Annotated in this window: 11 protein-coding genes; 2 read left to right on the top strand and 9 right to left on the bottom strand. The window is 54.5% G+C overall.

Translation table 11 applies throughout. From position 1 onward, the window contains the following. Positions 1–99: 99 nt before the first annotated feature. Both AC1EKS_RS07940 and AC1EKS_RS07945 read left to right on the top strand, forming a co-directional pair. On the top strand, positions 100–2,028 hold the full coding sequence (locus AC1EKS_RS07940) for a TPM domain-containing protein (RefSeq protein ID WP_481009277.1): 1,929 nt from the start codon (positions 100–102) through the stop codon (positions 2,026–2,028). Between the two features lie 65 nt (positions 2,029–2,093). Continuing rightward, positions 2,094–2,807, top strand: a complete 714-nt coding sequence (locus tag AC1EKS_RS07945; RefSeq protein WP_481009278.1) for a PspA/IM30 family protein — start codon at positions 2,094–2,096, stop codon at positions 2,805–2,807. Between the two features lie 104 nt (positions 2,808–2,911). Here AC1EKS_RS07945 and AC1EKS_RS07950 read toward each other — a convergent pair whose 3' ends face one another. The 9 genes from AC1EKS_RS07950 to AC1EKS_RS07990 form a co-directional block, all read right to left on the bottom strand. Further along, on the bottom strand, positions 2,912–3,796 hold the full coding sequence (locus tag AC1EKS_RS07950; RefSeq protein ID WP_481009279.1) for a sulfite exporter TauE/SafE family protein: 885 nt from the start codon (positions 3,794–3,796) through the stop codon (positions 2,912–2,914). Positions 3,797–3,798: 2 nt separating this feature from the next. Beyond that, on the bottom strand, positions 3,799–7,080 hold the full coding sequence (gene carB / locus AC1EKS_RS07955; RefSeq protein WP_481009280.1) for a carbamoyl-phosphate synthase large subunit: 3,282 nt from the start codon (positions 7,078–7,080) through the stop codon (positions 3,799–3,801). Further along, positions 7,064–8,269: a glutamine-hydrolyzing carbamoyl-phosphate synthase small subunit gene (gene carA, locus AC1EKS_RS07960; RefSeq protein WP_481009281.1), complete on the bottom strand. Its 1,206-nt coding sequence runs from the start codon at positions 8,267–8,269 to the stop codon at positions 7,064–7,066. The genes carB and carA overlap by 17 nt, the downstream gene beginning before the upstream one ends. A 435-nt stretch (positions 8,270–8,704) precedes the next feature. Beyond that, positions 8,705–9,472, bottom strand: a complete 768-nt coding sequence (locus AC1EKS_RS07965; RefSeq protein ID WP_481009282.1) for an ABC transporter ATP-binding protein — start codon at positions 9,470–9,472, stop codon at positions 8,705–8,707. Between the two features lie 4 nt (positions 9,473–9,476). Next, positions 9,477–10,343, bottom strand: coding sequence for an ABC transporter permease (locus AC1EKS_RS07970; protein ID WP_481009283.1), 867 nt, complete (start codon positions 10,341–10,343; stop codon positions 9,477–9,479). Positions 10,344–10,346: 3 nt separating this feature from the next. Beyond that, positions 10,347–11,522 (bottom strand): UDP-galactopyranose mutase, encoded by a 1,176-nt coding sequence (gene glf / locus AC1EKS_RS07975; protein ID WP_481009284.1) that lies wholly within the window; start codon positions 11,520–11,522, stop codon positions 10,347–10,349. 64 nt (positions 11,523–11,586) lie between these two features. Next, positions 11,587–12,105 (bottom strand): hypothetical protein, encoded by a 519-nt coding sequence (locus tag AC1EKS_RS07980; RefSeq protein WP_481009285.1) that lies wholly within the window; start codon positions 12,103–12,105, stop codon positions 11,587–11,589. Between the two features lie 14 nt (positions 12,106–12,119). Next, entirely contained in the window at positions 12,120–12,572 is a 453-nt protein-coding gene (pssD, locus tag AC1EKS_RS07985) for a PssD/Cps14F family polysaccharide biosynthesis glycosyltransferase (protein ID WP_481009286.1), read from the bottom strand. Beyond that, positions 12,565–13,551: a glycosyltransferase family 2 protein gene (locus AC1EKS_RS07990; protein ID WP_481009287.1), complete on the bottom strand. Its 987-nt coding sequence runs from the start codon at positions 13,549–13,551 to the stop codon at positions 12,565–12,567. Before AC1EKS_RS07990 ends, pssD begins: the two co-directional genes overlap by 8 nt. Positions 13,552–13,573 lie beyond the last annotated feature (22 nt).

The following is a 13,573-nucleotide window of genomic DNA, read 5'->3' on the forward strand; positions in this document are numbered from 1 at the left end:
GAGCGAAGTTACCAGGACGGAGGCTCGAAGCCTCGTCTAACAGCCAAATTTTTGCGCTTCGAGAAGCCCGCTGGTCCTGAAGCCGATAAGATTAAAGGCATGTGCTTAGCTCGATTCCGCAAACGGTTATTGGCATTATTTTTCGCACTGCTGCTGGGAATGATTTTCGTGGTAGTACCAGCGAGCCCAGCCCTTGCCGCTCCGCCTGCGGCAAGTTTTGATAAGCAACTATCTGACCCCAGTGGTTATCTGGAGAATTCGGGGTCGGCACAGCAGGCGCTCACTGAAGCCTCTAGTGGGGACTACCAGCTCTATGTCGCCCTCACCGATAATTTCGCGCCCCTAAGCGCGCAGCAATGGTGCGTTAAGAGCCGGAATCAGGGCGCGGGGAACAGCCAGAGCGTGCTGCTAGCGATCGCGGTAAAGGAACGTGCCTACTATATTTGCCCCAGTGCCGGTGTCAGCTTTAGCGCCGGCAGGCAAAGCGAGATTGTTCAAGGAATAGAGCCCCTACTTTCCCAGGAGCAATGGGACCAGGCAGTTAAAGTTTTTGCTGCCAGCGCCGCTTCCTCCTCCGATCGGGACGATGCGGTAAGCGAGAGGGATTCTACGAGGACGGGTGGCTGGTTTTGGCTCATAGTCCAAGTCTTAGCGGTGGTCGGGATAGGAATCGGGATTATTGCTTTCGTCCGTAAACAGAAGAAGACCCGCACTCAAATAAAAACCAGGCAGGCAGAGGCGGATAAGCAAATTGTGGAGCAAGCTGGATCAGATGTGTTGGCCGCTGACGATGCCATTCGGGGTGCGAAAGAAGAACTAGAGTTCGCGAAGATGCAGCTAGGAACGGCACAAACCGAGGAATACGCCCAGGTGCTAGCGCAGGCTAGCCAGGCACGAGACAGCGCTATGGAAAAGTTGGCGAGTTTAGATTCCCTGGCGGGTATCGAAAAATCTCAGCAGGCGCAAGCGGTATCTGCTGAGGCTAAACGCTGCGTCGAATTGTTGAAGCAGCAGGCAGAGAAATTGGCAAGTTTACGCGAATCTTTAGATTCTTTGCCGGCGCGGATTAAGAACCAGCTAGCGCTGATTTCAGAGTTAGAAACCCAGGCAGATCAGCTTCCTGCCATTATCGCGGCGCTACATAAAACCCACCCGCAGGCAGTACTAACTTCTCTAGACGATGCTCCCGAGCAGATCAGAAACCTTTTGGGAGCCGCGCGGGAAACTTTGCAACCGCTGCAAAGTGAGTCCAGCTCACCTGCCCAAAAAGTACAGGTGCAAACCGCGGAGCGAGCAATTGCCCAAGCACGGGCGTTGATAAAAGAAGTTTCTGAGGCCGAGGGACAATTGGCGAACTTGCAGCAGTCGCTGCTGGCGGCAGTAACCTCTATTTCTTCTGACCTCGACGATGTAAAACGACTGAAATTGCAGGATAAGTCGGTTTTTCAAACGCTCAGTAGTAAAGCGCAGGCCGAGATTAATAACTGTCTGAAAGCCCGAGATGGGCAAGGTGATCCCCTGGCGGCGCTGTCTGCGATTGCTCAGGCGGAAGCAGATTTGGATCAGGCGCTGGCACCCTACCGTCAAGACAGTGAGCAAAAACAGAAGGCCGCGGCGAGATTACAGACGGCTTTAGACAGTGCCCAAAGAAGGATTGATAGTGCAAATAGCTACGTTTCTAGCCACCGGGGAGCGGTAGGTTTGGATGCGCGCCAGTATCTTGCGCGTGCCAACTCCCTCTACCAGCAGGCACGGGACGCCAAAGGCGATACCGGAATAAAGCTGGCAGAGTTGGCGGGAGAAGCTGCAGATCAAGCCCGTGAAAGCGCGCGGGCGGACTACAATGAGCGCCGCGATGATTGGGGCAGCCGGCCGGGAGGTGGCGGTAACGACTTTTTAACCGGAATGATTCTCGGGGGGATTCTAAACGGCGGTGGCATGTCTCGCGGCTCAAGCTGGGGCGGCAGTAGTGGCGGTTTTGGGGGAGGCTTCGGCGGCGGAAGCGGCGGCTTCGGCGGAAAGTTTTAACCGGCGAAACGCGCAATTTTCCGGTAAAATTACCAGTTAAAGATACTGATTCACTAGGAGGAACCATGGCAGAGAAGCAAACGATTCTGGGACGAATTACCAATATGGCGAAAGCTAATATCAATGCACTCCTAGACCGGGCAGAAGATCCGGGAAAGATGCTTGACCAGATGATTCGGGACTATACCAACTCGATTCATGAAGCTGAAAGCGCAGTTGCCCAGACCGTGGGGAACGTGCGGCTGGCAGAAAAAGATTTAGAAGATGATCGTGCTGCCGCCTCCCAGTGGGGTGAAAAAGCCGCTCTAGCGTCAAAGAAGGCGGAAGAGGCACGCACTAGCGGGGATACTGCGGAGGCAGATCGTCTTGATAATCTGGCCCGTCTGGCTTTAGGTAAGCAGATTGATTTTGAGGAGCAGGTGAAGGCGCAAGAACCGCTGGTGGTTTCCCAAAAGGATATGGCGGAGCAGCTAAAGCTTGGCCTGGCCGGGATGAAGACCAAACTAGAGGATCTTAAAGTTAAGCGCGACCAGCTGGTGGCACGGCAAAAGACTGCCGAAGCCCAAAACCAGGTACAAGAAACCGCCCAAAAGTTTAACTTAGCGGACCCCACCAGCGAACTTAACCGTTTCGAGGAGAAAATCCGCAAGCAGGAAGCCCTGGCGGCAGGCCGCGCCGAGTTGGCTTCTGAATCACTAGAGAATCAGTTCGCGGAACTGGAAAAATCCGGTTCCTCCGCAGAGATTGAAGCCCGGCTAGCAGCTCTGAAAAACAAGTAGCCCTCACTGAAACAGACAATTCTGCTAACTGGTGCTGGCGCCAGAAATTTTTCTGGCGCCAGCACCAGTTTTTACGCTATGGGGATCTAACAATTTCAGGGCAACTACCAGGACAGAATCTGCGCCGTGCCGGTGACTGTCGCCACCCCTGCCAACAAGCACGCAAACCCTAAGGTTAAACGGTATTCTTTTACCCGGCGAGTAAGGATGGGGCCCAGCGCTCCTCCCACCATCGAGGCAATCGCAAACACCGTCACCACTACCAGGTCGATGTTGAGAGGCATCCCTATCCGCGCTAGTAGCGAAGACGCACAAGAAATCACCATAATCAATAGCGAGGTAGCCGCTGCTTGCCGCATATTAAGATGCAGGAAAATCACCAGTGCCGGCACCACCGCAAAGCCGCCACCTACCCCAAAGAATCCGGTTAAGAAACCGGTGCAAAGCGCCGCCAGTACCCATTTGAATAATGCCTTGGTGACCGGGCCTAGGGGCTTTGTCTTGTTTACTTTCCCCGGCTCGGCCACCGGGGAAACATCCTGCCCGCGAGTGCTTAGAGTATGCGAGGAAATCTCCCCGGCGTCCTCCTGCAAAAGTTTACGGATTTTATCGTGATATTGACGCCTGGCCACGAGCCCTTGCCGAGCCATAGCAATTGCCACCGCCGCCGCTAGCAGCGCAAAAAGTAGCATCAGGTAGTGACCGGGGGTGAGCGCGTTGAGGCGAGAACCACCGACGGATCCGGCAGCGCTAAAGGCCGCGAAGATTAATCCCCTCCTCCACTGCACATTGCCCGAACGTGCGTGCGGAACTAGGGAGACCAGGGCGGTGAGCCCCACAATAAATAGGGAGGCAGCCGCCGCCTCGTGGGGGGAAAAGTGGAGTAAATATACCAGCACCGGGATAAAAAGCATTCCCCCGCCCGCGCCCAGCGCCCCCACTACCAGACCGATCGCCAGCCCGATGGTGGCAGCAAGCATTAAGAACATGACTATTTAGCTTTGTCGTATTCTTGCAGTGAACAAACCCCATAGGAGCGGTCGCGGGTAGCTTCAATTGCCTGCACCGCAGCTTGGAATTGGGACATGGTGGTGATAATCGGTTTGTCGGCAGCCGTAGTGGCAGTGCGGATTTCGTAGCCGTCTACCCGCGCCCCGGAAGTGCCGGGAGTGTTGATTACCATGTCGATTAGTCCGGCGCGAATCATATCGACTACGGTTTGTTCTCCGTCCGGGCCGCGTCCTTGACTGGCTTTGCGCACTTCGGTGATCGGAATCCCGTAGCGGCGCAGCAAAGCGGCGGTTCCCGAGGTAGCCATGATGGAGAATCCCAAGTCAAATAACCGGGACACCGGTAAAGCTAAGGATCGTTTATCCTGGTCAGATACAGAAACAAACACGGTGCCGGCAGTAGGCAAATTCCCATAGGCCGCGGTTTGGCTCTTGGCAAAGGCGGTGGGGAAATCGCGGTCATACCCCATGACTTCCCCGGTAGAGCGCATCTCCGGACCTAGGACTGTATCCACGATCCGGCCATTCTTGTCCCGGAAACGCTTAAACGGTAGCACTGCTTCTTTAACTGCAATCGGTCGTCCCGGGGTAGCGAAATCGGAATCATCTGCCGGCAGATAACCGCGCTCTTTTAGCTCCGCAATCGAAGACCCCATCATTACTAGGGCAGCCGCCCTCGCTAGGGGCACTCCGGTAGCTTTCGCTACGAAGGGTACCGTCCGCGAAGCCCGCGGATTAGCTTCAATCACATACAGCACCCCGCTGACCAGGGCATATTGAATATTAATGAGGCCGCGCACCCCTACTCCGGCCGCGATTTTTTCAGTCGAAGTGCGGATATGGGCAATAACCGCATCCGAGAGAGTGATGGGGGGCAGCACGCAAGAAGAATCGCCGGAATGGATTCCGGCCTCTTCAATATGCTCCATTACCCCACCGAGGAACAGTTCTTGACCGTCGTAGAGGGCATCCACGTCAATCTCGATGGCATCATCTAGGAAACGATCAATCAGTAGCGGCCCGGTCATCACCGTGGGATCAGATAGGTTATAGCGATGCAGGTAGGAGTCGAGTTCCTCACGCGAATAGAGGATCTCCATTCCTCGTCCTCCCAAAACGAAAGAAGGACGCACTAAAACCGGATACCCGACTTTTTCTGCCTGCTCAAAGGCTTGCTCGGGGGTGGTGGCAGTTCCGTGCGCGGGAGCGGGCAGCCCCGCCTCATCGAGTACTCGGCCAAAGAGTTCCCGGTCCTCGGCGGCGTCAATTGCGCTCGGAGGAGTACCCACAATCGGCACCCCGGCGGCTTTCAACCGCGCGGCCAAAGAAAGCGGGGTTTGCCCGCCGAGCTGCACAATCATCCCCGCCACCGGGCCAGCCGCGCATTCTGCCTCGTAAACTTCCATCACGTGCTCAAAAGTGAGGGGCTCGAAATATAGACGCGAAGAAATGTCGTAGTCAGTGGAAACGGTTTCCGGGTTGCAGTTAACCATTACGGTGTCAAAGTCGGATTGCAGTTCCTGGGTGGCGTGTACACAGGAATAATCGAACTCTATCCCCTGCCCGATCCGGTTCGGCCCCGACCCCAAAATAATCACCGCCGGACGCTGACGCGGTTTAACTTCGCTGGTCAGGTCATAAGTGGAGTAGTAGTAGGGGGTTTGGGCGGGGAATTCCCCGGCACAGGTGTCGACTGTTTTATAGACCGGACGAATCCCGAAGGCCTTGCGCACCTCCCTCACTACCTGATCGGATACACTGCGAATCTGCCCAATCTGCAGATCTGAGAAACCATGACGTTTGGCTTCTACCAGTAGATCCGGGGTCAGCGCTTCCGCTTCCCGAATCTTTACCGCCACTTCGTTCAGCAAGAACAGCTGGTCTAGGAACCAGCGGTCAATCTTGGTAGCCTCATACAGTTCTTCCAGGCTCGCGCCCACCCTAATCGCATCCATCACTTGGATTAGACGTTTCTCGGTAGGGGTCTTGACCTGCTCTAATAGCTCCTCTTTCGAAGAAGCAAGCGGAGTGTCCCAGCGGAAGTAAGTGCCCGCTTTATCCAGGGAAATCAGGGCTTTTTGCAGGGCTTCGGTAAAGTTTCGCCCCAGCGCCATCGCTTCGCCCACCGACTTCATAGCGGTGGTCAACGTGGGATCGGCCGCCGGGAACTTCTCGAAGGCAAACCGAGGCACTTTGACGACCACATAGTCCAAAGTGGGCTCGAAGGAGGCCGGAGTCGAACCGGTAATATCGTTGGGAATCTCGTCGAGGGTGTAACCGAGCGCCAGTTTTGCGGCCAGTTTCGCAATCGGGAAACCGGTAGCTTTCGACGCCAGCGCCGAGGAGCGAGACACCCGGGGGTTCATCTCGATGACTACTACCCGGCCGTTATCGGGATGAACCGCGAACTGGATATTACAGCCGCCGGTATCCACGCCTACTTCCCGGATCACATTAATCCCAATATCGCGTAGATTCTGCAGCTCCCGGTCGGTTAGAGTGAGCGCTGGCGCCACCGTAATGGAATCACCGGTATGCACCCCCACCGGATCAACATTTTCGATAGAGCAAACCACGACCACGTTATCCGCCTTGTCGCGCATCAGCTCTAGTTCGTATTCTTTCCAGCCCAGAATCGATTCTTCCAGCAGCACTTCGGAGGTGATGGAATCGGCCATGCCGCCTCCGGCGATGCGAATCAGATCCTGTTCGTTATAGGCAATCCCGGAACCCATACCTCCCATGGTGAAGGACGGGCGCACTACCAGCGGATATCCCAGCTGTTCGGCGGCTTTCCGGCAATCTGCCAGGTTATGGGCGATAAAAGAACGCGCCACTTCCGCGCCGCAACGGTGTACTACCTTTTTGAACTCTTCACGATCCTCGCCCGCGTTAATCGCCTGGGCGCTGGCACCGATTAGCTCCACCTGGTATTTTTCCAAAGTGCCATCTTGGCTGAGAGCAATCGCGGTGTTGAGCGCGGTCTGCCCACCCAAAGTCGGCAGCAGAGCGTCGGGGCGTTCCTTTTCAATAATCGAGGCCACTACCTGCGGGGTTATTGGCTCAATATAGGTGGCGTCCGCCATTTGCGCATCGGTCATAATGGTTGCCGGGTTGGAGTTAACCAAAATAACTCGCAGCCCTTCCGCTTTGAGGACGCGGCAGGCCTGACTCCCGGAATAGTCGAACTCGCAGGCCTGGCCGATTTGGATCGGCCCGGAACCAATAACTAGGACAGATTTCAGATCAGTTCTGCGTGGCATGTTTTTCCTTCGTTTCCTGCATGGTTTTAAGGAACTTATCGAATAGATATTGGGCATCGTGGGGACCGGCCGCCGCCTCGGGATGGTACTGGACGCTGAAAGCTGGCAGGTCCAGGGCGCGCAAGCCTTCCACTACCCCATCGTTTAGCGCCAGGTGAGATACTTCTACTCGCCCGTAGCGTCCCCCATCGAAGGGTGCCACCGAAGGGTGTTCCGCGGGAGCGTCTACCGCGAAACCGTGGTTATGGGCAGTGATCTGCACTTTTCCGCTTTCGCGGTCTACCACCGGTTGATTTACCCCGCGGTGACCGTAGGCGAGTTTATAGGTGCCGTACCCGAGAGCCCGCCCCAAGATTTGGTTACCGAAACAGATTCCAAAGAAAGGAATACCCGCGTCGAGCACCGCCCTCGCCAAAGCTACTTCGTGGTCTGCTGAGGCCGGGTCACCCGGTCCATTAGAGAAAAACACCCCATCGGGGTTCACCTGCATGATGTCTGCAAAGCTAGAGTGCTGCGGGAACACATGCACCTGGATTCCGCGCAGCGCCATCTGTTCGGGAGTGCGGGCTTTAATCCCCAAATCTAGGGCAGCCACCACCGCTAGGGGGGCTTTACCCTCATATTCGCCCGCGGGCTCTACCACGTATTTTTCCGGGGTACTCACGTCAGCGGCCAGCGCCGCGCCCGCCATCACCGGCTGGTCGCGCACCACTGACACCAAAAGGTCGCGGGTAGCGTCATCAAGATAGGCAGCCCCCGCCGGGAGGGCATCACCGGAAAAAATCCCGCCGCGCATGGCGCCTGCTTCCCGCAAATGCAAGGTGAGGGCGCGGGTATCTACTTCGCAAATACCTACTACGTCCTGGGATTTTAAGAGGTCTCCCAGGTCGCCAGTGGAGCGCCAATTGGAAGCCCGCCGAGCGGCATCACGGACCACATATCCAGCCACCCAGACTCGTCCTGATTCTGGATCTGTCTCGTTAACTCCCGTGTTGCCAATATGGGGAGCGGTTTGGATAACTATCTGGCGGTGATATGACGGATCGGTCAAAGTTTCCTGATATCCGGTCATTCCGGTCGCGAATACCACTTCTCCCAGGGCGCGTCCCCGCTTGCCCCAGGCTTTGCCTTTCGCGATAAACCCGTCCTCCAGCACGATTAAGGCCAGATCCGAGGAGGCCTGCTGCATAAGAACTTCTCCTTATCTATGCCTCACCCAGGGGTAAGGGCATATAGAAAAAATTGCCCGCACCGAGGGGGCGCGAGCAAATAGGTAAGAGTTTCACTGCCCCTAATCATAGCGTAAGCGCCCGCCCCAGCGTGATTCTTGTTTGCTGCCTAGTACCTATAGGAGAGGTACCTACTGTGAGGGAGTGCCTGCTGTTAGCTAACGTGAAGTCGTTTCTGGAAGGTAATCCCGTCCCTGGAGGGCGAAGTTGTCGCCGGAGGGTACTTCTGTCGCCGGAGGGTGATTCGGTCAGGTAAAAGGCAAACAAGCGAGCAAAAACACCCTCCAGCGCCGATAAAAAGCACAGATTTAGCACCCCTAAACACGAAACCGGAGGGCGGAGTTGTCAGGAAGGAGGAAGCATCCTCGCGAAAACAGCAAGAATATGGGGAAAATCTAGGAACGCATCAACTTGACGGCATCGGCGATGGGCCCGTCTAGCACCTTTTTCCCCTTCTTCAGCACGATTCCGCGCTCACAAAAACGTCCCATTAGATCCAGGTCGTGGCTAACGATTACCAGCGATTTCCCCGCCTCGGATAGCTCCGAAATTCGGTGCAGACACTTCTTTTGGAAAGGCTCATCCCCTACCGCCAAAATTTCATCAATCAAAAATATATCTGGGTCAGTGTGGACCGCCACCGAAAAGGCTAGCCGCAGGAACATGCCGGAAGAATAAAATTTGACTTCCGTATCTAGGAATTCGTGAATCTCGGAAAAATTCACGATTTCATCAAAATGGGTTTCGATTTCTTCGCGGGTCATCCCCAGGATGGCACCGTTTAAGAAAATGTTTTCTCTGCCGGTTAAATCGGGGTGGAATCCGGCTCCGACCTCGATTAGGCCAGCAACTTTCCCCCGTACCCCTACGGCACCTCCCGAGGGCTGCATTACCCCGGAGATTAGCTTCAACATGGTTGATTTTCCGGATCCGTTGAAACCCAACAAGCCCACGGTTTCCCCAGCAGAAATATTGAAAGAAACATGATCGAGGGCGCGGAATTGGTCGCGCATTTGTCCGCGTCTGCCAGTCAACGACCAGACCAACATATCTTTCAAAGTGTGGGTGTTGCGGATAGTGAAGTCTTTAACCACGTCTTGTGCGGTAATCACGGTATCCGCGCTAGCTAATTCGGGATCGATCCTTGCGCTTTTATTGGCCATACTTTTACAGCTCCTGGGCGAAACGCCCATCATAGTGGCGGAAAACTTTATCGCCTATCAGCAACAAGAGGATTGAAATCACCGTGGAAGCCACTACGATTACCGAAAAGTTGTCCGGGAAACCCTCGGCTACGCCCGCGGTCGGTATCCAAAAGCCGTAATGGAAAAGTTCTACCACTGTAGTTAGGGGGTTCAGTTGATAGGCATACCACAGCCAGCCTCCCTGCAGGTCTCCCAGCACATGGTAAACCATGGACCATTTGTAAAGCACCGGCGAAGCCCAGGTAGCAACCATCAAAATCAAATCTACAAAATTCTCGGCATCCCGATAGAGTACGTTAAAAGCCCCACCCAGCAGCCCGATCCCCAAACTGAAGATCGTAAGGATAACCACCGCTAGCAGCACCGCTGCCAAATTTCTCAATCCCGGTCGCCACCCGAAAATCAGGCTCCCAATAATCAAAATCACCACTTGCGGGACAAAGTGCACGAACGCTACCCACACAGAGGAAACCGGGAAAAGCTGCCGGGGCAAATAGATCTTTTTCACCAAATCCTGGTTTTGTACCAGCGAACGCGTACAGTTACCGAAGATTTCCGAAAAATAGTTGACTGCCACCACTCCGGCGAACATATAAACCACGTAGTTGGTAATGTTCCGGTTCATCCCCATGAACACTCCGATGGCGAAATAAAACACCAGGAACTGGGTGGCGGGCTTGGCATAGGACCAAAGCATCCCCAGAATCGATCCTCGGTAACGTACCCGCAGTTCTTTATGTACCAGCAGTTGCAGCAGGTATTGTTTCCGGAAAACTTCGAATAAACCGCGGGAAGTACCCGGCCGAATAAAATCTGTACTGCTACTCACCAATTATTCCCCATCCGTTTTCTGCCCGGTGAAAAAGGGTTTAACCACGTTGTCATAGCGAGAAAGTGCGGAAGCGATTGCCATATGCATATCGAAATACTTGTAGGAGCCGAGCCGCCCCCCAAAGAGGGTGTGGGGCAGCTTATCCCGTAAGGCGCGATACTCTAGTAGCTGCTCTCGGTCCCGGGCAGTGTTTATCGGATAGTAAGGTTCATCGTCCCTGCCAGCGGTGCGCGAATATTCCCGGGCAATCACGGTTTTTTCATTTTGATAGTCCCGTTCGGGATGAAAATGACGGAACTCAATAATCCGGGTGTAGGGAACATCGCGATCCCCGTAGTTCATCACCGAAGTACCTTGGAAGTCGCCGGTAGACACGGTTTCCCAATCGAAGTCCAGGGTGCGCCATCCCAGTTCGCCGTAGCGGTAATCGAAGAAGCGATCTACCGGACCGGTATAGACCACCGGTACCTGCCCGATGCAGGCATCGCGGTTGAAGGGTTGGGAGGAATCAAAAAAGTCGGTGGATAGTTTCACATCGATGCGGTCATTATCTGCCATTTTCTCCAGCCACGCGGCGTAGCCATCTTGGGGAAGCCCCTCGTATTTATCGGAAAAATAGCGGTTGTCATAGTTGTAACGCACCGGAAGCCGGGAAACGATGGCCGCCGAAAGATCCCGCGGATCGGTTTGCCATTGCTTCGCGGTATAACCTTCAAAAAACGCTTTAAACAGTGGCTCTCCCACCAGAGAAATCCCTTTGGTTCGAAAATTCTGTTCTGCGTCCTCGCCCCGGATAGCACTGGCTTGGGAGGCGATTAGCTGGCGAGCCTCATCCGGAGAATAGGCCGAGCGAAAAAATTGGTTGATAGTTCCCAGGTTAACTGGCATGGGGAAAACTTCGCCCCCGACATTGGTATACACGTGGTGTACATAGTCGGTGAAAGCGGTGAAGCGGTTGACATATTCCCACACGCGTTCATTGGAAGTGTGAAACAGGTGCGCCCCGTATTTATGGATCTCAATACCGGTTTCCGGGTCGCGGTAAGAGTAGGCGTTACCGCCGATGTGATCGCGTTTTTCAACGATGGTGACCCGCCGCCCTAAGTCGTTGGCGACTCGTTCTGCCATTGTCAGACCGAATAATCCGGATCCAACAATCACTAAATCCGTATTCACGTGGCCTCTCCTTGTTTTATGCTCGTTTCTAGCTTTTTTAATCCTACCGTGTTAACCCTAAAAATTAATCTGCCAGCAGCGACGAAGCCAGTTTTCCGAAGGCTCTAACTGCACTGGCACTGTCAATCTTGTCTAACTGGGCTGCAGATACCGGTTGGGGATCTGCTAGAGCTGCTTTGACCTGCTCATAATCGTTGGCGAGGACGATTAGGGAGCGCTCGTGCATAAAGTTAGAGAACCGGATTTGATGAACGTCGATGTGTTCGCCCAGTTCTGGGTCGCGAGGTACGATCACCGGCAGAAAACCGCGCCGCAGCCATTCCATCATTAGCGAAGGCCCGCCCGGTAAAACCACACCTTTGAGTTTCCCGGCCAGGGCATCCATCTCTTGGTGGCTGAGATTCTCGCGCCCGTTCGCCTCTTTCGGAGGTTGGGAAGTACCGTATTGCACCAGCACCGCAGCGTCCGGATTTTCGCGAGCGAAACGATCCGCCATCTGGATTAAACGATCAAAAGGCATATGGTGGGTGCCCACCATAAACAGGTAGTCGGCTTGCAGTTCCCGGTTATTGTTTTCGCTCATACTGACGGTTTTACTCATAGTAGCGGTCCGATCACCGTGGCGCGCGGATAAAGTTTCAGCTGTTCAGGCCATTGCACTGCGAAGCGATCTGCCAGGCGGTAACAGATTCTACCTGATAGGGAGGGGATCTCGATGCGGTCGAAAACCTCAATATAGATAGTGGGAATCTTCATTAGCCGCGCTAGGGCAATGAAAACCGTCCCCAGGGAGGCACCTGCAGATACCACTAGTTCGGGGCGAGCAGAACGTAAAAGCTTCCAGGCTAAACGCAGGGAACGGAACACGTCCCAAAAGTTGCGGTCAGGCGAATGCTCTGCCCAAATAACTTTTTGATCAGCTAAAAGCGAGGTGGCATCGAGAGTTTTAAAAGTGACCCACAGAGTTTGCTGCTGCTCCCACCAGGGTTTAAGAGTATATAGCTGGGCTAAGTGTCCCCCGGATGAGCCCGCAAAAAGCACTTTAACCATGTTGTTTATCCGCTTTCACCCGGGCAGCATTTTCACAGGCCGCAACTAGTTTCGCGGTTTGTGAGTCTGCGGAAAATATCTCTTCATTAGGACGCGGCCCAGATAGCACCCCGTCGGCCACCCCTTTTACTCCCAGGCGCAACATTTTTTTCTTGTGTTCACTGACCAGCCACATCCGGAACCAGCGCACCAACATGGAACCTCCATAAAGGACCCGATCCATGGTGAGCAGTCCGCGTGAACGCAAAAGGAACCAAATTTTATTGCGCGTCTCGTAATAAAAGCGATCCCCCGGGTCATCAGTGGCGGAGGCGGCCGCGCGAGTTTTGTGCACTACCACCGAGGCAGGTACGTACAATCCGATACGATTTTTCAGCAGCCGGGCGGTGTATTCGAGATCATCATTCCAGATAAAGTAATCGGCAATCGGCAGTCCAATCTTGCGCACCTGTGCCACCTCTACCAGTATTGATACGAAGGAGGCGGCGCGCACTTGGCGCAGTCCTAGACGCCGGGCAATCCTTTTGCGGTCGGGTGATATTAGCGGTCTTTCCCTATGGGCATTCATGGGATGCTCGCTACCGTCGATCCACTGTGCCTGCGAGGCTAGTAGCGCTGGAGAGCCAGGATAACGCTGACCGGCCTCGAGCAGCTGCGCTAACGCATCGAGTGTAGGAATGGTGTCGTCATCCATAATCCAAATAAAATCGTGATTTTCCAGCTCTTTATAGGCCAGGGCGTGCGCGATTCCGGCACAAAATCCGCCCGCGCCACCGGTATTTTCTGAAAGTTCGATTACCCGGTCTACTACCGGGTGCTGCTGAGCAAGGCTTGCAGAGTCATCGGTTGAGGCGTTATCAACCACAATTACCCGCTGGACTGGTCTGGTCTGCGCAGCGATTGCGTCCAAACATTCGCGAAGCAGTTTAGCGCGGTTATAAGCCACTACCACCGCAAATACCTGACGTTCTTCGCTCATTACCCTATCTCCTTACCTAGTT

It is taken from the genome of Varibaculum sp. C0165D1 (assembly GCF_056590355.1).